Genomic DNA, 19,586 nt, shown 5'->3' on the forward strand with positions numbered 1-19,586 from the left:
CAATGAAGTACCGTTTTGTTATCTTGAGCACCCTGTTGCTGAGCGGCTGTCAGCTGACAGGTGATGCTCAGAATACGGATATCGCAACAAAAAAGACCCCAGTCGCGGCTACTCCGGTTAAAGCAACACCGACCGTTTCCGCGACCAAGAAACAACCGACCCCAGCGACACCAACGGTACTTTCACCGCAAATGCAGGAGGATGTGTGGCAACGAATCAGCATGCAGCTGTCACTGCCCGTCCCTAATAACAGCGCTATCCGCCAGTACCGCAATTGGTACCTGAAATATCCAAACCATATTGCCACCGTCGCGGAACGTGCCACTCCTTTCTTGCACTTAATTGTTGAGAAAGTAGAAGCGCGCAATATGCCGCTTGAGATCGCATTGCTACCTATCGTCGAAAGCTCGTTTGATCAATTTGCATACTCTCACGGTCGTGCCGCTGGCTTATGGCAGTTTGTACCAGCAACCGGTGAACGCTTCGGGCTGGAACAAAATTGGTGGTATGACGGTCGTCGTGATGTGGCAAAAGCCACCGATGCCGCCTTGGACTACTTGGAATACCTTAACGGTATGTTTGATGGCAATTGGCTTCACGCTATTGCCGCCTACAATTCCGGTGAAGGCCGCGTTGCTCGTGCGATTCGTAACAATGAGAAACGGGGCAAGCCAACCGACTTTTGGCACCTCGATTTACCCAAAGAAACCAGTAGCTACGTCCCCAAGCTGATTGCACTGGGCGACGTCATTCGTCATAAAGATAAATATGGCCTTGAGGTTCCCGCCATCGCGAACAAACCTGCACTGGCATTGGTTGAACCCAATATCCAAATGGACCTAGCACTGGCAGCCAACTATGCTGGCCTGAGCGTGTCAGAGTTACAAAGCCTTAATCCGGCTTACAACCACTGGGCAACCGCACCTGCCGGCCCGACCCACTTGTTACTTCCCATCGATAAAGTCGATCGTTTCAACACCGAACTGGCGAAAAATAACAACCAAGGGCTACGTGTGGAGCGTTATTACGTCCAATCGGGCGATAGCCTGAGTGAAATTGCCGCCCACTACAACACGACGGTCAAGGTACTACAGCGCGCTAACCAACTGAGTACCACACGTATCCGTGTCGGTCAGCCTCTGATGATCCCAGTCTCATTGAAAGACGAATCTCAGTACACCTTAAGCGCCCCTCAGCGCCTTGCAGCATTACAAGCCGCTGAGCGCGACGGTTACAAGCGTACCCATACAGTGCGTAAAGGGGATAGTTTCTGGACAATTGCTCGCCGCTATGACGTTGACTACCGACAACTGGCAAAATGGAATGGCATGAGTCCTCGAGATACCTTGAGTATTGGGCAAAAGCTGGTCGTTTGGGATAAAAACGATAACGCAAAACGTGTTTGTACCATCACTTATCAGATTCGCCAAGGCGACTCCCTAAGCAGCATTGCGCAGCGTTACAATGTGTCCGTGTCTGATCTGGTTAAGTGGAATCAGCTACGCAAGAACGCCTATATTCAGCCGGGCCAGCGCCTCACCCTGCATATTGATATCTCGCGGAGTAGCGGCTCATGATGGTAGCGTCCTCCAATCCTTTGTTCGCCTTGCGTGATATCGTAATCCGGCCGAGTGCCTGCTTTGCCGCATTGAGCCAGCGTCCTGCATGGGCGTGGTTGGCGTACTTATTACTGTGCTTTAGCTCAATGGCGTTTTGGAACGCCTACTTCGACCACACTGATCTGGCTACCCTTCAGCGAGTGTTAATTCAAACACTCTCTATGTCCGAAGGCGATGCCCAGCAATGGTTGGAACGTGAGACCCTATTGGCGTCAGAGGTGCTAGGAGACTGGTTTGGACGCGCGGCGGTCATCTTCGCGCTGGCACTTTGGTTCCGTCTTGCCACTAAACAAGAAGCACCAACTTTTGGCTACCGACATTGGCTTGCGGCAACCAGCTTTATCCTACTGCCCGCCATCGTGGGTGATCTGGCCAGCTATACCAATATGATGTTGTCACCGAGTTTCATTCTACCTGCCCACGCAGATCTCAACAGCCTGAACGGACTGTTAAAACTGCCGTTGACGTCAGAGTGGAGTGCTTGGGCGGCGAGTCTACCCATTCTTCTTCCTTGGTATTGGGTGCTCAGTATTACCGTCTTGGCCCTCTGGACGCCACTTGAACAAGGTAAAGCGATTGTGGTTGCCACCCTGCCTTGGTTTGCCGTCTTTGGAGGATGGGCCCTGATGATTGCCGTTAGCTAATCACCCTCAACTGCGCCTCCATCGGAGTATGATCGGAGGCGCCGTTATCCAACGCTTTTGCGCCTTCCACCACTAACCCTCGATAAAAAACATGATCCAACGGCAAGCCAAATTTCGTGATCCGCTCATCAGGGCTAAACGCCATTTCCTGAAGCGATAATCTAGAGACCATTGCCCTTACCGCCTCTAAACGACGCTGAGACCAAGTATTGAAGTCTCCAGCGAGAATAATCGGCCCTTCAACCTGCGCGAGCACTTTTTCTAACGCCGCCAGCTGTTTCTTATACGCTGACATGGCGTACGTAAAGTTAATGCTATGAATATTGACCACTGCCAGTCGCTGACCATTAGACAGTTGATATTCGCTGTACAAAGCACTTTTCGGCAGCCTTAGATAAGGTTCAACGGCAGTATATGCACAGCTATGCATCGGATTAACCTGAGACAAATTCATCACCCCAGCCACAGCATCTTGCATAGCAAACGCATAAGCCTGATCGTAGTGAAGTGAGGCTTGGTTTATCCAGCGAGCAAGCTGAGGACCAAAACTGGCTTCTTGCAATAACATTAACCGGTGAGGGTCACGGTATTGACTCAGCGCCGTCTCCCAATGAGGACGTTGCTGTTTATAAATATTCCACACCAGTAATGAAAAATGCCCGTCTTCATCCAATGGAGAAGCATGAATATAATCAACACATTGCCGGTGAATACCTGAGACGGTATGCAACTGGGTACTATCTGGCACGGTAAAATAGCCATTTACACCCACCACAGCGGCCGGCACTAGAATCGCTGTGCCCCACGCCATCGCTTTACCAATTCGCCGTTTCATCACGTCTACCACTTTTGATTACTCAGCCACTGTGAGTATAACCTGCCATCAGTTCGGGCGCCGATTTTGCGCGTCTTGCGGTTAAAATACAAGCAAAGATCTCACTTTATGACTTGCCGATAATCGAGCCCCAGAGATAGGATGTGAGAGCAATAATAACAATATACATTCAAGGAGCGACGCCACATGCTCAATAACCTATTTGTGTATGGCACCCTGTGTCCGGGGGAACGGAATCATTATTTACTTGCCGATGTTCAAGGAGACTGGTATCCCGCTACATTGCAAGCAGTACGCACGGATCGTGGATGGGGATCGGCAAAAGGCTATCCAGGGATTGAACTCAGTGACAATCCCGACGATATCGTGCACGGTTGGTTGTTAAAAGCAAAAGACCTCACGGCGACCATCCCCCAATTAGATGAATTCGAAGGGGCAGGCTATCAACGCGTTATTGTAGAAATTCGTTATCAACCAAATATGGATATGGTACAGACCACGACCGCCTTCACTTATGAGCTCTGCTTTAGTCATCAGCCAGAAGAAGCAGGCCCAAGCCAGTTTGTCGCCAAAAACTATTAGCGCTGTCAGACAGTCAAAAGCACCGACAAGCGTCAGTGCTTTTTGAGTAGCAGAGATAGATGGGTTCGACCGGTAATATTGAGATCAAAAAAAAGCACCGACAAATGTCGATGCTTTTTAGATGGCAGGGGTGGAGGGATTCGAACCCCCAACACGCGGATTTGGAATCCGCTGCTCTGCCAATTGGAGCTACACCCCTATAAGTAGTGGCGGAGTGGACGGGACTCGAACCCGCGACCCCCGGCGTGACAGGCCGGTATTCTAACCAACTGAACTACCACTCCGCACCAATTCTTTCTCATCAAAGTCTTACGCATATCTGCTTTGATGCTTAAATTGTGTCTAATTAAAGTCCTACATGTAGCTGCTTTAATTAGGTTATCTTATTTGATGCGATGAGGATGTTGAATCGAGACGCGCAGTGTATGCCAATACATGAGCATCGCAGATATCAACAGCATCGAGCTATCAATAAGATGAGCCGTTTTTGCCTTCAGATTTTTCCAAAAATCTGAAAACAAGAAAGTAAGCCTGGCGATGTCCTACTCTCACATGGGGAGACCCCACACTACCATCGGCGCTGCTTCGTTTCACTACTGAGTTCGGCATGGAGTCAGGTGGGTCCAAAGCGCTATGGTCGCCAAGCAAAATTTTGTGTGTCTTCACTTTTCAGTCAAAACACTTAATCTAGAAAGCTGTTCGTTCTCGCCACAATCAACTGGCTTATTTTAAGTCCAACCCAAAACCTCTTGGGTGTTGTATGGTTAAGCCTCACGGGCAATTAGTACAGGTTAGCTCAACGCCTCACAGCGCTTACACACCCTGCCTATCAACGTCGTCGTCTACGACAACCCTTTAGAGAGCTCGAAGCTCTAGGGATGACTCATCTCGGGGCCAGCTTCGCGCTTAGATGCTTTCAGCGCTTATCTGTGCCGAACTTAGCTACCGGGCAATGCGTCTGGCGACACAACCCGAACACCAGCGGTTCGTCCACTCCGGTCCTCTCGTACTAGGAGCAGCTCCCCTCAATCATCCAACGCCCACGGCAGATAGGGACCGAACTGTCTCACGACGTTCTAAACCCAGCTCGCGTACCACTTTAAATGGCGAACAGCCATACCCTTGGGACCGACTTCAGCCCCAGGATGTGATGAGCCGACATCGAGGTGCCAAACACCGCCGTCGATATGAACTCTTGGGCGGTATCAGCCTGTTATCCCCGGAGTACCTTTTATCCGTTGAGCGATGGCCCTTCCATTCAGAACCACCGGATCACTATGACCTACTTTCGTACCTGCTCGAGCCGTCACTCTCGCAGTTAAGCGGGCTTATGCCATTGCACTAACCTCACGATGTCCGACCGTGATTAGCCCACCTTCGTGCTCCTCCGTTACGCTTTGGGAGGAGACCGCCCCAGTCAAACTACCCACCAGGCACTGTCCTCACCCCGGATAACGGGGCTAAGTTAGAACATCAAACATACAAGGGTGGTATTTCAAGGATGGCTCCACAGCAACTGGCGTCGCCGCTTCAAAGCCTCCCACCTATCCTACACATGTAGGCTCAATGTTCAGTGCCAAGCTGTAGTAAAGGTTCACGGGGTCTTTCCGTCTAGCCGCGGGTACACAGCATCTTCACTGCGATTTCAATTTCACTGAGTCTCGGGTGGAGACAGCGTGGCCATCATTACGCCATTCGTGCAGGTCGGAACTTACCCGACAAGGAATTTCGCTACCTTAGGACCGTTATAGTTACGGCCGCCGTTTACCGGGGCTTCGATCAATGGCTTCTCTTGCGATAACCACATCAATTAACCTTCCGGCACCGGGCAGGCGTCACACCGTATACGTCATCTTTCGATTTTGCACAGTGCTGTGTTTTTAATAAACAGTTGCAGCCACCTGGTATCTGCGACTGCCCATAGCTCCATCCGCAAGGGACTTCACCGCGGGCAGCGTACCTTCTCCCGAAGTTACGGTACCATTTTGCCTAGTTCCTTCACCCGAGTTCTCTCAAGCGCCTTGGTATTCTCTACCCGACCACCTGTGTCGGTTTGGAGTACGGTTGCTACTTACCTGAAGCTTAGAGGCTTTTCCCGGAAGCATGGCATCAATGACTTCACCACCTTGGTGGCTCGACATCGTGTCTCGGCCTTGATTTCCCGGATTTGCCTAAGAAATCAGCCTACGCACTTGAACCTGGACTACCATCGCCAGGCCCACCTAGCCTTCTCCGTCCCCCCATCGCAGTAAGCAGCAGTACGGGAATATTAACCCGTTTCCCATCGACTACGCCTTTCGGCCTCGCCTTAGGGGCCGACTTACCCTGCCCCGATTAACGTTGGACAGGAACCCTTGGTCTTCCGGCGAGGAGGTTTTTCACCCCCTTTATCGTTACTCATGTCAGCATTCGCACTTGTGATACCTCCAGCATGCCTCTCAGCACACCTTCAACAGCTTACACAACGCTCCCCTACCCAATATCCATAAGGACATTGCCGCAGCTTCGGTGTATCGCTTAGCCCCGTTACATCTTCCGCGCAGGCCGACTCGACCAGTGAGCTATTACGCTTTCTTTAAATGATGGCTGCTTCTAAGCCAACATCCTGGCTGTCTGAGCCTTCCCACATCGTTTCCCACTTAGCGATAACTTTGGGACCTTAGCTGGCGGTCTGGGTTGTTTCCCTCTCCACGACGGACGTTAGCACCCGCCGTGTGTCTCCCGGATAGTACTTACTGGTATTCGGAGTTTGCAAAGGGTTGGTAAGTCGGGATGACCCCCTAGCCTTAACAGTGCTCTACCCCCAGTAGTATTCGTCCGAGGCGCTACCTAAATAGCTTTCGGGGAGAACCAGCTATCTCCGAGTTTGATTGGCCTTTCACCCCTAGCCACAGGTCATCTCCTAACTTTTCAACGTTAGTGAGTTCGGTCCTCCAGTTGATGTTACTCAACCTTCAACCTGCCCATGGCTAGATCACTCGGTTTCGGGTCTAATGCTAGCAACTACACGCCCAGTTAAGACTCGGTTTCCCTACGGCTCCCCTATGCGGTTAACCTTGCTACTAACATTAAGTCGCTGACCCATTATACAAAAGGTACGCGGTCACCCCACAAAGGAGGCTCCCACTGCTTGTACGTAGACGGTTTCAGGTTCTATTTCACTCCCCTCACAGGGGTTCTTTTCGCCTTTCCCTCACGGTACTGGTTCACTATCGGTCAGTCAGGAGTATTTAGCCTTGGAGGATGGTCCCCCCATGTTCAGACAAGATATCACGTGTCCCGTCCTACTCGATTTCACGACTAAGGCGCTGTCGGTTACGGGGCTATCACCCTTTATTGCCAGGTTTTCCAACCTGTTCACCTAACGCCTAAGCCGCTTAAGGGCTGCTCCGGGTTCGCTCGCCGCTACTGCCGGAATCTCAATTGATTTCTTTTCCTTCGGGTACTTAGATGTTTCAGTTCCCCGAGTTCGCCTCTTAGCGCTATGTATTCACGCTAAGATACCTGCTTATGCAGGTGGGTTTCCCCATTCGGAAATCCCAGACTCAAATGGCTTTTACTGCCTTATCTGGGCTTATCGCAAGTTAATACGTCCTTCATCGCCTCTGACTGCCAAGGCATCCACCGTCTACGCTTAGTCACTTAACCATACAACCCCAAGAGGTTTTATTTACGGCGAGATTGTCTAAAAAAGAAATCTGCGTCGCAAAACCACTGAGTGTTGAATCATCAACTAATTAAGATTTTGTTTTTGCCGGACTCAAAATAGAGACTTTGCTTATCACTAAGACAAAGCCCAAGCACACTTGATTGTGTGAGTGACATTTCTGTCACTGATTGAGAACTTTACTGTCATTCTTTAAGAATGACTTGTCAGCTTTCCAGATTGTTAAAGAGCATGTGTGTCTATCATAAAGACAAACCACTTTATTATTTGCTTTCAGACACAGCTTTTCGCAACAGGAGATAACTGCTGTGAAAAACGAATAATAAAGTGGTGGAGCTATGCGGGATCGAACCGCAGACCTCCTGCGTGCAAAGCAGGCGCTCTCCCAGCTGAGCTATAGCCCCAATATGATATGGTCTTTCTCTTTGAAAGAGAAATGGTGGGCGATACCGGGCTCGAACCAGTGACCCCCTCCTTGTAAGGGAGGTGCTCTCCCAACTGAGCTAATCGCCCATCCTTCAGACTTGGTGGAGCTAGGCGGGATCGAACCGCCGACCTCTTGCATGCCATGCAAGCGCTCTCCCAGCTGAGCTATAGCCCCGCGTCTGAGAAATGGTGGGTTGTACAGGATTCGAACCTGTGACCAATTGATTAAAAGTCAACTGCTCTACCAACTGAGCTAACAACCCAAGTGGCGTCCCATAGGGGAGTCGAACCCCTGTTACCGCCGTGAAAGGGCGGTGTCCTAGGCCTCTAGACGAATGGGACGCATCGATATGTTTGGGAACATATCCTCTTTAATACTTCAACCTATACAATCTGTGTGAACACTCGCAAAAATAGCGTCAGTAAGGAGGTGATCCAGCCCCAGGTTCCCCTAGGGCTACCTTGTTACGACTTCACCCCAGTCATGAACCACACCGTGGTAAACGCCCTCCCGAAGGTTAAGCTATCTACTTCTGGTGCAGCCCACTCCCATGGTGTGACGGGCGGTGTGTACAAGGCCCGGGAACGTATTCACCGCAGCATTCTGATCTGCGATTACTAGCGATTCCGACTTCATGGAGTCGAGTTGCAGACTCCAATCCGGACTACGACAAACTTTAAGGGATTCGCTTAACATCGCTGTCTCGCTGCCCTCTGTATCTGCCATTGTAGCACGTGTGTAGCCCTACTCGTAAGGGCCATGATGACTTGACGTCGTCCCCACCTTCCTCCGGTTTATCACCGGCAGTCTCCCTGGAGTTCCCGACATTACTCGCTGGCAAACAAGGATAAGGGTTGCGCTCGTTGCGGGACTTAACCCAACATTTCACAACACGAGCTGACGACAGCCATGCAGCACCTGTCTCAGCGCTCCCGAAGGCACTCCTCTATCTCTAAAGGATTCGCTGGATGTCAAGAGTAGGTAAGGTTCTTCGCGTTGCATCGAATTAAACCACATGCTCCACCGCTTGTGCGGGCCCCCGTCAATTCATTTGAGTTTTAACCTTGCGGCCGTACTCCCCAGGCGGTCTACTTAATGCGTTAGCTCCGAAAGCCAAAGTCTTAAACCTCAGCCTCCAAGTAGACATCGTTTACGGCGTGGACTACCAGGGTATCTAATCCTGTTTGCTACCCACGCTTTCGCATCTGAGCGTCAGTCTTTGTCCAGGGGGCCGCCTTCGCCACTGGTATTCCTTCAGATCTCTACGCATTTCACCGCTACACCTGAAATTCTACCCCCCTCTACAAGACTCTAGCCTGCCAGTTTCAAATGCGGTTCCGAGGTTGAGCCCCGGGCTTTCACATCTGACTTAACAAACCGCCTGCATGCGCTTTACGCCCAGTAATTCCGATTAACGCTCGCACCCTCCGTATTACCGCGGCTGCTGGCACGGAGTTAGCCGGTGCTTCTTCTGCAGCTAACGTCAAGCAATGCACGTATTAAGTACACTACCTTCCTCACTGCTGAAAGTGCTTTACAACCCGAAGGCCTTCTTCACACACGCGGCATGGCTGCATCAGGGTCTCCCCCATTGTGCAATATTCCCCACTGCTGCCTCCCGTAGGAGTCTGGGCCGTGTCTCAGTCCCAGTGTGGCTGATCATCCTCTCAAACCAGCTAAGGATCGTCGCCTTGGTAAGCCATTACCTTACCAACTAGCTAATCCTAACTGGGCCCATCCCGACGCGATAGCTTACATGTAGAGGCCACCTTTGGTCCGTAGACATTATGCGGTATTAGCCGTCGTTTCCAACGGTTATCCCCCTCGTCAGGGCAGGTTCCCAGCCGTTACTCACCCGTCCGCCGCTCGACGTCCAGTAAATCCACCGAAGCTTCAATACTGCCGTTTCCGCTCGACTTGCATGTGTTAGGCCTGCCGCCAGCGTTCAATCTGAGCCATGATCAAACTCTTCAATTAAAGTTTTTTCGAAACCGAAGTTTCAGCTCAATGAATACTGATTACTGTTTATCTCCGAAGAGAAAAACGAATTGACTGTGCCGAATAACTAAAAGTTATCGTTTGGTCACTCAGTTCATCGAATAAATCTTTTTGTCTATTCTCAACGAGTGCCCACACAGATTGCATAGGTCAAATTGTTAAAGAGCGTCGCTCAATCTTGAGCGGGAGTGGCATTTTACGCCACCGAGGCAGTGAGTCAAGCTTTTTGTTTACTTGGCTTTGCTGCCGTTTGTTAGCGCGGTTTGCCGTGCCAACGAGGAGCGAATTATAGGGTGATAAATTTAAGTCGCAAGTCTTTTTTTCAACGAAATTAACCGTTAGAACAAATTATCACCAAAAAGGTACAAAAGTGTGATTCTGATAGGCTCGCGTGTGAATTAGCTCAATGTACTCGGAACATCTGCGATGGAATCCACCACGCAGGTTGCTAACGATTCCCCTTCCTCGGTCACAGGCTTTCCTGATCTCACGAGAATACGGGTAGCCACACCGGCAGCTTGTGCAGCCTTCATGTCATCAGCTTTATCACCGACCATCACCGAGCGTGACATATCAATATCGAGCTCCTGCTGAGCCTCAATCAACATACCCGGCTTGGGTTTGCGACAATCGCAATCAATCCGATACTCACCGACCCCTTCACTGGCATGGTGTGGGCAGTAATAAATACCGTCAAAGTCCACGCCCTTGTCAGCAAAGTTCCAATCCATCCATTCCGTTAGCTGCAAAAAGTCTTGCTCAGAGTAATAACCACGGGCGATACCGGCTTGGTTGGTCACCAGCACTAATAAATACCCTTTTTCTTTTAGGGCGCGGCATGCGTCGAACACACCTTCGATATACTCAAAATTATCGATATCCGCCACATAGCCGTGGTCGACATTGACCACACCATCGCGATCAATAAAAACAGCGGGAAAACTCACTCACAATTCCTCATTCAGTGTCAGGCGATAATTATGACATGCTGCGTGGTTGCTTGCATCTTTGCATACTCAATGAAACTCGCGTGTTAAGATTAGCGTGCGTCTATTAACCGAACTTCACCCTATGCAAGATACTTTCTCTATCTCTCCTGTTGGCACTTTGATTTCTCCGTTTAAAGAAAAGTTTGCTGTGCCGCGACAACCGGGCCTAGCGCCTAGTGCCTTGGCATATATTGAATTGCGCGGTGACGCGAATCAGCTTGATGCGGTAAGAGGCATTGAGCAGTTTTCCCACCTTTGGTTACTATTCTTGTTCGATCGTAATTTAGATAAAGGTTGGTCCCCGACAGTTCGTCCCCCGCGTTTGGGTGGAAACGAGCGAGTCGGCGTCTTTGCCAGTCGTGCGACCTTTCGTCCCAATGGTATCGGAATGTCGGCGGTAGAGCTGGTTCGCGTTGAATCTACTCCGGGCCAAGTCCGGTTAGTCGTACGGGGGTGCGATCTTGTCAATCGAACGCCAATTATCGATATCAAACCTTATATCCCCTACTCTGATTGTCTTGATAGTGCTCAGGGCGGGTTTGCTCAGCAAAAGCCTGACTTGATGCCAGTGCATTTTTCCAACCCCGCCCTCGCGACACTCTCTCAACATCCTGAGGGCACATACCAACGCCAAGTGATTGAAGAGGTGCTCGCACAAGACCCTCGCCCTGCCTATAAAAAGGGCAAGCCAGATGCTAAGCACTATGCCGTCCACCTGTTCGATTTCAATGTGCGTTTCACGGTGTCTGACGACCAGATTCACGTTGAGACCATAGAAGCTTTTGTCGAAACTCCCCCGCGCTGTTAATATGCCCTACTTATTATTGATCGCTAATATCAACGGATAACTTTAAATGCGTACCAGTCAATATCTGCTTTCTACTTTGAAAGAAACCCCTAGCGACGCAGAAATTGTCAGCCACCAGCTGATGCTGCGCGCAGGTATGATTCGTAAACTTGCTTCAGGTCTATACACTTGGCTGCCGACCGGTGTACGAGTGCTACAAAAAGTTGAGCGCATTGTACGGGAAGAAATGAACAAGTCAGGCGCTGTCGAGACGCTTATGCCAGTGGTACAGCCTGCAGATCTATGGCAAGAAACAGGACGCTGGGAAAAGTTTGGTCCAGAACTGCTTCGCATCGCGGATCGTCACGAACGTCCCTTTGTACTTGGACCCACGCATGAAGAAGTGATTACTAACTTGGTGCGCAACGAGATTAACTCGTATAAGCAACTGCCGATCAATCTGTATCAGATTCAAACCAAATTCCGTGATGAAGTGCGTCCGCGTTTTGGCGTGATGCGTTCACGTGAATTTATTATGAAAGATGCATATAGCTTTGATATCGATAAAGCGGGTATGGAGCAAAGTTACGAGAAAATGCGTGCCGCCTACTGCGCCATTTTTGATCGTATGGGCCTTGATTACCGCGCGGTATTGGCAGACACAGGAGCGATTGGTGGCTCCGCGTCACATGAGTTCCACGTACTTGCTGGTAGCGGAGAAGACCTGATTGCTTTCTCCACCGAGTCCGATTACGCCGCCAACATCGAAAAGGCAGAAGCACTCGCGCCTAAAGATCAGGCTGAGGCGCCAACCCAAGCGATGGAATTAGTCGACACGCCAAATGCAAAAACCATTGCCGAGTTGGTGGAGCAATTTAAGTTGCCGATCGAAAAAACCGTCAAGACCTTGTTTGTTAAGGCCTCTGATGAAGTAGACGCCGACCTGATCGCGCTGATTATCCGCGGCGACCATGAACTCAACGAAGTGAAGGCAGAAAATCTTCCTGAAGTTGCAGCGCCATTAACCTTTGCGACAGAAGAAGAAATTCGCGCCTTAGTCGGTGCCGGTCCCGGTTCACTAGGTCCGGTCAATCTTCCTGCGCCGTTTATTGTCGATCGCAGCGTCGCGGTAATGAATGATTTCGGCGCCGGTGCCAACATTGACGACAAACACTACTTTGGCATCAACTGGGGCCGTGACGTTGAACTTGGCCAAGTTGCCGATTTGCGTAATGTAGTTGAAGGCGATCCTAGCCCATGTGGCAAAGGCACCTTGATGTTTAAGCGCGGTATTGAAGTTGGCCATATTTTCCAACTGGGTAACAACTACTCGGAAAAAATGGGCGCAGGCGTCCTCGGCCAAGATGGCAAAAATACAACCCTAGAAATGGGCTGTTATGGTATTGGTGTGACACGTGTAGTTGCCGCTGCGATTGAACAAAACCATGATGAAAATGGCATCATTTGGCCAGACGCGATTGCACCGTTTACCGTTGCGATTGTGCCGATGAATATGCACAAGTCTGAGCGTGTCCGTGAAGCGGCTGAAAAGCTTTACGCTGATCTTACTGCTGCCGGTATCGAGGTACTCTTTGATGATCGTAAAGAACGTCCTGGGGTAATGTTCTCAGACATTGAACTAGTGGGTGTGCCGCATACCATCGTAATCGGTGAGCGCAGCATGGATAATGGCGTATTTGAATATAAGCATCGTCGCGACGGTGAGAAAGTGCCGTTCGCTATCGACGACGCCTTGTCGTTTATCCAAGCAAAACTGGCTTAAGCCTTATCGTCTAGAGAGTAAATGCCCCGCGTTGCGGGGCATTTTTTTAACCGATCGCTTGCTGGTACGCTTTTTCAGCAAATGACCAATTCACCACCTTCCACCACGCGTTCACGTAGTCAGGACGTTTGTTCTGGTAGTTAAGATAATAAGCGTGTTCCCAGACATCACACCCTAAAATCGGTTCACCTTTGACCTCTGCAATATCCATCAATGGATTGTCTTGATTAGCCGTTGAGGTGATCGCAAGCTGGCCATCCTCTTTCACCACCAGCCACGCAAAACCTGAGCCAAACTGACCAATTGCCGCCTGACTAAAAACCTCTTTAAATGCATCAAGCGAGCCGAAGGTCTCGACAATCGCATCGTAGAGTGCGCCTTCTGGCGCAGGCTTAGGATTCGGCGTCATCGATTGCCAGTAAATCAGGTGGTTATAGTATCCTCCCCCATGATTACGAATCGCTGCTGGCAGCGACGAGATATCTCGAAACAAATCCTCAACCGGCTCACCATCGCGGTCTGTCTCTTTTATCGCAGCCACGAATTTATCGAAATAGGTTTTGTGGTGACGCTGGTGATGAATGCGCATGGTTGCCTCATCGATATGCGGTTCGAGAGCATCATAGGCATAGGGTAAATCGGGAAACGAATAAGTCATCTTGTCACTCCATCGATTAATTGACCTCCTCACCATAGATCGAATTGATAATGATTTTCAACCTCATTATCTGTAATGAAAAAGAAACGGACGTTGTGATGACTAACGCGCGACAGGGCGCCTGAAGTAACTATAATCAAGCTGTTAGCCTTTTAACGTCGTCGGTTATATGTCTACACACAAGCCTAAAATCGCTCTCGTTCTGACTGGTGGTGGTGCGCGTGCGGCCTATCAAGTCGGTGTATTGGCTGCCATTGCTGAATGGTACCCTCGCGTTCACACCAGTCCATTTACGATATATTCCGGCACATCTGCCGGAGCAATCAATGCGGTGTCTCTGGCTAGCTACGCGTCATCTTTTCGACTTGGCGTCAAAAAGTTGTCATGGCTGTGGCATCGGCTCGATACATCGCGTATTTTTGCCAGTCAGCCTCTTGGTCTGTTAAGTCACCTTGCTAGCCAAACAGGACAGCGCTTTCAGTCACGCTATCAACCCACTTCACCTTTTGGCCTGTTAAATAATCGCCCATTGCGTGAATTGCTTAATCAAACCATTAATTTTAATAAGTTAAACTATCAATTACTGTCCGGTCACCTTCATGGCCTATCGGTGACCGCTTCCAACTATCAAACCGGCCAATCGGTCAGTTTTTTTCAAGGTGATGCCAGTATTTCGCCATGGGAGCGGGCACGAGCTGTCGGCCGACGCAGTCAACTCTCGACAGAGCATTTACTGGCCTCTTCAGCCATTCCCTTCGTGTTCCCTGCCTCACGCATTGGCCATGAGTTTTATGGGGATGGTGCGATTCACCAAATCGCCCCTTTGCGACCGGCGATTAAAATGGGGGCGGAGCGGATCCTCATTTTGGATTTAACCACAGGTATTCGCACTGCTGGCAATATCGACCCGTCAGCGCCAGGGCTCGCGATGCTGGGCGGTCACCTGATGAACGCAATATTCGCTGATACCTTGTCGGCCGACTTAGAAAACTTGCAGCGCATGAACCAAATTCACCTTGCCCTGAACGACGCGCAGCGCCACCAGCTAGGGTTAAGAAAAGTGAATGTCTTACACCTGCGTCCATCGGTCCCTTTCGAGCCCGTAGCCAAGCGTTTTTATCGCCATATGCCCTTTGCCGCACGTGCCCTGTTAAGGCTTTTAGGCATCAATGCCTCACAAGATGCTACCTTTGCCAGTTATTTATTGTTCGAGCCGGCATATCTTCGCCAGTTAATTGACATCGGCTACCAAGACGCACAGAATCACAGATCCCAAATCCTCTCCTTGTTGATAGAATAGTCATCCAAAAAGAACGAGATAGATCGCAGCCAAACGACGTCTCTTCGCCTTGATAATAGGCTGGCATGGATTCTGCTTATTCAGCATGACCCACAAATCAGATAGCTGTTGATTATTAATGACTGCCTCGCACTTAAAGCAATTCACACACTCTGGCATCGCCCCGCGTAAAGTTCCGCTGGGTGCTGATCAGCGTTTGTTGTTGCTACAAAAACTGCAAGGACACCTCGATATCAAGGTATTGTTTGAGGTGTATGCACGAGAGGTAGAAAAGCAGATTGATATTGGTCGTATCATTTGGGAGCACGACGAAATCTCAAATATTATCCGTCGGGGTGAGCAACATACTTTCCGCCAAACCTTCGCGATTAAATTTAATAAGCAACCATTAGGGGTGCTGCAGTACTCCACTCCGTATAAACTTGATCCGGATGAAATTAGCCTGTTACACACCTACCATAAGTTGCTTGCCGGTCCGCTGACCAATGCGGTTGAATATACCCGTGTAAAGAACATGGCACTGCTGGATGGATTAACCGGACTGCACAACCGAACCAGCTTTGAGCAGGATTTGCAGCACGCGGTTGCAGTTTGTGAGCGGCAAAATATTGGCTTGGTCATGATGATGTTCGATATGGATAACTTTAAACAAGTCAATGATAACTATGGCCACCTAGACGGTGATAAAGTGCTTCGTCGTTTTTCGCTGCTGGTCAAAGAAGCCGTGCGTGGTAGCGACCGCTGTTATCGCTTAGGCGGTGACGAATTCGCGGTCTTGCTACAGCCCGCCGGTGATGATTCAGTCGCCAATGTCACCCATAGAGTCAAACATCTGGTCACCAATGACCGATTACTCAGCGCGCACGATATCAGCGCGTCGGTTGGCTATGCCCAATATCGTAAAGGTGATAACAGCGTTTCGCTTTATGAGCGTGCCGATCAGAGCATGTATCGCCAAAAACGCGCTCGCTAACCCTTTTCTCAACGCCTCTCCTTTCGCTATAGTGCGTGCAGTACTATTGAGGAGATCCATTATGAAAGTTGCAGATTGCTGTGAACTCATCCGCCAGCGCTATGCCGAGATTGGCAGTGGCGAACAAGGCTACATTCCTGCCGCTATCAGCTGCGCGCTGAAAGCATTAAATGATGTCGCAAGTGACGAGAGTGTTTCGCCAGCTCGTCGTGAACAAGCCGCATTTGCTGCTGCCAATTTATTGATTAGCGATCACGAGGATTAAGATGGATTTGAAAAACTATGCCTCGATGGATCCTGTCATGCTCATGAGCATTATTAACATGAAGCTACGCGATGAGTTTGTCAGTTTAGAGGACTTAGTACGTTACTATGATATCGACCGCGAGACCTTGTGCGCGCGCTTAGCGGATGCTGGCTTTACGTATTTAGAAGACGCCAAACAGTTCCGTTAACTCATCTCGCCTTGCCTGTTAAGCAGCGATAAAAAAGCGGACCGATGTCCGCTTTTTTAGTGTCATCATTTGGCTTTTAGCCAAGTGAGACCCACAACACTGTGGCTACCAACACAGGGCAAACAAACTTCACATACACAGGCCAGATTTTCCAGAACAGACTCTGCTCAATATCATCATAACCTTCGCGCAATGCCGCTAGCTTGCGATCACGCGACCAAATCCAACCACCAAACAGACAGAAAAGTAGCGCCGCAAAGGGTTGGAAATATTGGGTCGCCACCCTCGCAACTAAGCCAAATAGCGCACCGAAGTTAAACACAATCACCGCACTGCAGAGCGCAATCACACCCCCTAACACCCAGCTGGTGATTTTCCGGCTTGAGCCCAAGCGCTCACTGGCCAGCGCAACAGGACATTCCAGCATAGAAATCGAGGATGTCAGGGCCGCGATGGTCATCAGCAAAAAGAAGACGAGAGACACGTACGGACCTGCCGCGCCTAAACTTTCAAACAATAAAGGCAACACAGTAAACACCAAGGTATCGGCACTGAGCAAACTGCCGTCTTGCGCATAAATCTCAACGCCTTGATGCATGGCAACAAACATCGCTGGCAACACTACTAGCCCGGCAATCACCGCCACAGCGGTATCGACCAAAGTGACACTCAGTGCCATTTTCGGCAGGTTTTCTTTGTGGCTAAGGTACGAGCCATAAATCAGCATGGAGCACCCGCCAATCGTCAGAGAGAAGAAGCCCTGTCCCATGGCTGCTAATAGCAAATCTTTGTCCATCACTTTGCTAAAGTCGGGGATCAGGTAGTGCTTTAAGCCTTCTGTCGCACCGGGTAGCGTCATGATATAGACAAACATCGCAGCAAAGAGGACAAACAGCGCGGGCATGAGACGGGTTGACCAACGCTCAATCCCCTGCTTAACCCCCGCCTGTACGATCACAATGGTGAGCACATAAAACACCACCGCCCCAAAGAGATTACGTGATGCTGAGAAGCCTTTTAACCAAGCGGATGCGTCTGAAAACTGGAAAATGTCTGCCACTGCAGCCAATAAAAAAGAGACTAACCATCCGCCTACAATGCTGTAAAACGCCAAAACCATACAAGGTACAGCCAAGCCAATCAGCCCCACGCCACTGCCAAAACGCTTCAGAAGAGGGTTATCACTCAGCGCACGCATGCTGTCCAACGGGTTAGCGCGGCCATGACGACCAATCGCCATCTCCACCACCAACATGGGAAAGGCAACGAGTAAGATCATCAGTAAGTAGACTAATAAAAAAGCGCCGCCCCCGTTGCTCGCCGCCTGCGTTGGGAACCCCCAAATATTGCCTAGTCCCACAGCCGCGCCGGCTGCAGCAAGGACAAAGCCTATTCGGGTGCCAAATAATTCACGACTCGATGCCATTACTTCTTTACCTCAATGTATCATTAGACTAGTACATTAAGTAATTCGGACAATTTTAGCAAGTGTCGTTTATCTGACTGGTGGTTTTATGAGCAGGCAGATAATTGGCGTGTAAGGGATAAGTTAAGCAGTGTTTTCCCGCTCCCAGACTAAACGCCATACCTTCCCGACCGCTGATTGACTCACAAAGCAATCCGCCACGGCGATTACACCACGCTCGTCGCAAAGGATTGGCAAGCGACGCCGCTGCCAACTTGGAATACCGTATTCTTGATAAAGCTTCTTGAGTTTACGACGGCCTTGCCGCCCGGCAGGATGGGCGCTTAACCCGCTGGGATTAAACTGCACCGATAGCCAAGACTGTGGCAAAGGACCTAATGCCAATCCTTGCGCGCGCTCTGTATAAGGAAGAAGCACCAAACGCCCTAATCCATCCGGCAAATGTAATGGCGATTGTGGCGTCAGTTTACCTTGCCATGCAGTGACATCCGCGGAGTCAGCAATAAGATACAAACGCTGCTGATAACGACGAATGCTCTTTCCATCAACCGACAGTTGCGGGTTAGCATCCGCTCTTGCCTGCACCACATCCTGGATCAGCGTATTAAGCTGAGCCTGAGTTAAAATCAGATCATGGTACTTCAACCAGTGTCGTAACATCGCTCGACACAGAGCAAGATCCGTAAGAGGGAGATGTGCCAAAGACAAACTGTTGTCCGTATCGATGGCGTTTTCGACCAAAGGGGCGACAAATGTTGCTAAGAGTGCCGCTTGCTCTTGGCACAATTGCTGCGTGCGTTGCACGGCAGTGCGAAACCCCGGCCAACGCGCGTCAGCTTCTGGGAGCCATTGTTGACGGATAAAATTACGATCAAAGTGTGTATCTTGGTTGCTCGGGTCTTCCACCCATGCCAACCCTTTTTGACGCGCGTAGTGATGCAATTGCGCCCGTGACGCTGCCAACAAAGGACGGACTAAGAGCCCTTTGCCGAGTGTTCTCACAGTGGGCATTCCCGCCAATCCTTCCAGACCACTTCCTCGCTTCAATGCCAAAAAGAAGGTCTCGACTTGATCATCGCTGTGTTGCGCGGTAAGAACGAGTCCATGGGGTTGGAGTAACTCTTGAAAGGCTTGATAGCGTGCCTCTCTAGCTGCATGCTCTGTGCTTAACTCTGGGTCGAGAGTGACATGTTTTAGGATGAAGGAAAAACCCGCTTGCTCCGCCCAAACCTGACATTGTGTCGCCCACTTATCGGCATCAGCATGCAAACCATGATGAACATGACACACGGAATAGTCGTGCTGCGGATGCTGGCCGCGATAACTGGCCAATAGATCCAGCAGCACCCGAGAGTCTAATCCCCCACTCAGGGCTAAAAGAATTTGTCGTGGCTGAGCCGTTAGCGGCGCCAGTGTGTCTGTCAGGTATTGGATGAGCATAAG

The 19,586-nt window shown here is 50.1% G+C and carries 14 protein-coding genes, 7 tRNA genes and 3 rRNA genes; 9 read left to right on the plus strand and 15 right to left on the minus strand.

Annotated elements, in window-relative coordinates; genetic code table 11:
• Positions 1 to 2 precede the first annotated feature (2 nt).
• Both E8E00_RS10050 and E8E00_RS10055 read left to right on the plus strand, forming a co-directional pair.
• Positions 3 to 1,577, plus strand: coding sequence for a LysM peptidoglycan-binding domain-containing protein (locus E8E00_RS10050; RefSeq protein ID WP_096631100.1), 1,575 nt, complete (start codon positions 3 to 5; stop codon positions 1,575 to 1,577).
• Positions 1,574 to 2,263, plus strand: coding sequence for a YIP1 family protein (locus tag E8E00_RS10055; protein ID WP_077455554.1), 690 nt, complete (start codon positions 1,574 to 1,576; stop codon positions 2,261 to 2,263). Before E8E00_RS10050 ends, E8E00_RS10055 begins: the two co-directional genes overlap by 4 nt.
• Here the strand turns inward: E8E00_RS10055 and E8E00_RS10060 are convergent.
• On the minus strand, positions 2,256 to 3,098 hold the full coding sequence (locus tag E8E00_RS10060; protein ID WP_096631098.1) for an endonuclease/exonuclease/phosphatase family protein: 843 nt from the start codon (positions 3,096 to 3,098) through the stop codon (positions 2,256 to 2,258). The two genes, E8E00_RS10055 and E8E00_RS10060, sit on opposite strands and share 8 nt — an antisense overlap.
• A gap of 186 nt (positions 3,099 to 3,284) precedes the next feature.
• Here E8E00_RS10060 and E8E00_RS10065 point away from each other — a divergent pair, with 186 nt between their 5' ends.
• Positions 3,285 to 3,680: a gamma-glutamylcyclotransferase gene (locus E8E00_RS10065; protein ID WP_069587470.1), complete on the plus strand. Its 396-nt coding sequence runs from the start codon at positions 3,285 to 3,287 to the stop codon at positions 3,678 to 3,680.
• Positions 3,681 to 3,802: 122 nt separating this feature from the next.
• On the opposite strand, the gene E8E00_RS10070 is transcribed toward E8E00_RS10065, so the two are convergent.
• The 11 genes from E8E00_RS10070 to gmhB all read right to left on the minus strand — a co-directional run bounded on the left by E8E00_RS10070 (position 3,803) and on the right by gmhB (position 10,719).
• A tRNA-Trp gene (locus E8E00_RS10070) sits at positions 3,803 to 3,879 on the minus strand.
• Between the two features lie 8 nt (positions 3,880 to 3,887).
• Positions 3,888 to 3,964: transfer RNA gene (locus E8E00_RS10075), tRNA-Asp, on the minus strand.
• Positions 3,965 to 4,209: 245 nt separating this feature from the next.
• Positions 4,210 to 4,325 (minus strand): 5S ribosomal RNA (gene rrf, locus E8E00_RS10080).
• A gap of 115 nt (positions 4,326 to 4,440) precedes the next feature.
• Positions 4,441 to 7,328: ribosomal RNA gene (locus E8E00_RS10085) — 23S ribosomal RNA — on the minus strand.
• A 347-nt stretch (positions 7,329 to 7,675) separates the two neighbouring features.
• Positions 7,676 to 7,751, minus strand: a tRNA-Ala gene (locus E8E00_RS10090).
• Positions 7,752 to 7,784: 33 nt separating this feature from the next.
• Positions 7,785 to 7,860, minus strand: a tRNA-Val gene (locus E8E00_RS10095).
• A 12-nt stretch (positions 7,861 to 7,872) separates the two neighbouring features.
• A tRNA-Ala gene (locus E8E00_RS10100) sits at positions 7,873 to 7,948 on the minus strand.
• 12 nt (positions 7,949 to 7,960) lie between these two features.
• Positions 7,961 to 8,036 (minus strand) — tRNA-Lys (locus tag E8E00_RS10105).
• A gap of 3 nt (positions 8,037 to 8,039) precedes the next feature.
• Positions 8,040 to 8,115 (minus strand) — tRNA-Glu (locus E8E00_RS10110).
• 81 nt (positions 8,116 to 8,196) lie between these two features.
• Positions 8,197 to 9,751, minus strand: a 16S ribosomal RNA gene (locus E8E00_RS10115).
• The 16S, 23S and 5S rRNA genes sit together here with 7 tRNA genes alongside, the layout of an rRNA operon.
• Before the next feature lie 419 nt (positions 9,752 to 10,170).
• Positions 10,171 to 10,719 (minus strand): D-glycero-beta-D-manno-heptose 1,7-bisphosphate 7-phosphatase, encoded by a 549-nt coding sequence (gene gmhB / locus E8E00_RS10120; protein WP_096631095.1) that lies wholly within the window; start codon positions 10,717 to 10,719, stop codon positions 10,171 to 10,173.
• Positions 10,720 to 10,843: 124 nt separating this feature from the next.
• Between gmhB and tsaA the strand changes: the two genes are divergently transcribed.
• Positions 10,844 to 11,569, plus strand: a complete 726-nt coding sequence (gene tsaA / locus E8E00_RS10125; protein WP_077455968.1) for a tRNA (N6-threonylcarbamoyladenosine(37)-N6)-methyltransferase TrmO — start codon at positions 10,844 to 10,846, stop codon at positions 11,567 to 11,569.
• A gap of 46 nt (positions 11,570 to 11,615) precedes the next feature.
• On the plus strand, positions 11,616 to 13,331 hold the full coding sequence (locus E8E00_RS10130) for a proline--tRNA ligase (RefSeq protein WP_069588640.1): 1,716 nt from the start codon (positions 11,616 to 11,618) through the stop codon (positions 13,329 to 13,331).
• Between the two features lie 46 nt (positions 13,332 to 13,377).
• Here E8E00_RS10130 and E8E00_RS10135 read toward each other — a convergent pair whose 3' ends face one another.
• Positions 13,378 to 13,989 carry a superoxide dismutase gene (locus E8E00_RS10135; protein WP_096631093.1) on the minus strand — a complete coding sequence of 204 codons (612 nt, stop codon included), beginning with the start codon at positions 13,987 to 13,989 and terminating at the stop codon, positions 13,378 to 13,380.
• Positions 13,990 to 14,158: 169 nt separating this feature from the next.
• Here E8E00_RS10135 and E8E00_RS10140 point away from each other — a divergent pair, with 169 nt between their 5' ends.
• From E8E00_RS10140 to E8E00_RS10155, 4 genes are all read left to right on the plus strand, one after another.
• Positions 14,159 to 15,289: a patatin-like phospholipase family protein gene (locus E8E00_RS10140; RefSeq protein ID WP_069588636.1), complete on the plus strand. Its 1,131-nt coding sequence runs from the start codon at positions 14,159 to 14,161 to the stop codon at positions 15,287 to 15,289.
• A 118-nt stretch (positions 15,290 to 15,407) separates the two neighbouring features.
• The gene (locus tag E8E00_RS10145) at positions 15,408 to 16,262 is read left to right on the plus strand and encodes a GGDEF domain-containing protein (protein WP_069588634.1); all 855 of its coding nucleotides are present in this window, start codon (positions 15,408 to 15,410) and stop codon (positions 16,260 to 16,262) included.
• A gap of 61 nt (positions 16,263 to 16,323) precedes the next feature.
• Positions 16,324 to 16,527 (plus strand): YaeP family protein, encoded by a 204-nt coding sequence (locus E8E00_RS10150; RefSeq protein ID WP_069588633.1) that lies wholly within the window; start codon positions 16,324 to 16,326, stop codon positions 16,525 to 16,527.
• A 1-nt stretch (position 16,528) separates the two neighbouring features.
• Positions 16,529 to 16,717, plus strand: a complete 189-nt coding sequence (locus E8E00_RS10155; RefSeq protein WP_096631091.1) for a DUF4250 domain-containing protein — start codon at positions 16,529 to 16,531, stop codon at positions 16,715 to 16,717.
• A gap of 76 nt (positions 16,718 to 16,793) precedes the next feature.
• On the opposite strand, the gene E8E00_RS10160 is transcribed toward E8E00_RS10155, so the two are convergent.
• Positions 16,794 to 18,143, minus strand: coding sequence for a sodium-dependent transporter (locus E8E00_RS10160; RefSeq protein ID WP_096631088.1), 1,350 nt, complete (start codon positions 18,141 to 18,143; stop codon positions 16,794 to 16,796).
• Positions 18,144 to 18,266: 123 nt separating this feature from the next.
• Positions 18,267 to 19,583 carry a tRNA lysidine(34) synthetase TilS gene (tilS, locus tag E8E00_RS10165; RefSeq protein WP_096631086.1) on the minus strand — a complete coding sequence of 439 codons (1,317 nt, stop codon included), beginning with the start codon at positions 19,581 to 19,583 and terminating at the stop codon, positions 18,267 to 18,269.
• Between the last annotated feature and the right edge of the window lie 3 nt (positions 19,584 to 19,586).

Origin of the sequence: Salinivibrio sp. YCSC6, assembly GCF_004916735.1 — a bacterium.
In the GTDB taxonomy this organism is placed as follows: domain Bacteria; phylum Pseudomonadota; class Gammaproteobacteria; order Enterobacterales; family Vibrionaceae; genus Salinivibrio; species Salinivibrio proteolyticus.

Coding starts and splice junctions, on each gene's coding strand:
- E8E00_RS10135 (WP_096631093.1), bottom strand. CDS start 13,989: ATGACTTATTCGTTTCCCGATTTACCCTATGCCTATGATGCTCTCGAA.
- E8E00_RS10065 (WP_069587470.1), top strand. CDS start 3,285: ATGCTCAATAACCTATTTGTGTATGGCACCCTGTGTCCGGGGGAACGG.
- E8E00_RS10130 (WP_069588640.1), top strand. CDS start 11,616: ATGCGTACCAGTCAATATCTGCTTTCTACTTTGAAAGAAACCCCTAGC.
- E8E00_RS10050 (WP_096631100.1), top strand. CDS start 3: ATGAAGTACCGTTTTGTTATCTTGAGCACCCTGTTGCTGAGCGGCTGT.
- E8E00_RS10150 (WP_069588633.1), top strand. CDS start 16,324: ATGAAAGTTGCAGATTGCTGTGAACTCATCCGCCAGCGCTATGCCGAG.
- E8E00_RS10140 (WP_069588636.1), top strand. CDS start 14,159: ATGTCTACACACAAGCCTAAAATCGCTCTCGTTCTGACTGGTGGTGGT.
- tsaA (WP_077455968.1), top strand. CDS start 10,844: ATGCAAGATACTTTCTCTATCTCTCCTGTTGGCACTTTGATTTCTCCG.
- E8E00_RS10160 (WP_096631088.1), bottom strand. CDS start 18,143: ATGGCATCGAGTCGTGAATTATTTGGCACCCGAATAGGCTTTGTCCTT.
- E8E00_RS10155 (WP_096631091.1), top strand. CDS start 16,529: ATGGATTTGAAAAACTATGCCTCGATGGATCCTGTCATGCTCATGAGC.
- tilS (WP_096631086.1), bottom strand. CDS start 19,583: ATGCTCATCCAATACCTGACAGACACACTGGCGCCGCTAACGGCTCAG.
- E8E00_RS10145 (WP_069588634.1), top strand. CDS start 15,408: ATGACTGCCTCGCACTTAAAGCAATTCACACACTCTGGCATCGCCCCG.
- E8E00_RS10055 (WP_077455554.1), top strand. CDS start 1,574: ATGATGGTAGCGTCCTCCAATCCTTTGTTCGCCTTGCGTGATATCGTA.
- E8E00_RS10060 (WP_096631098.1), bottom strand. CDS start 3,098: ATGAAACGGCGAATTGGTAAAGCGATGGCGTGGGGCACAGCGATTCTA.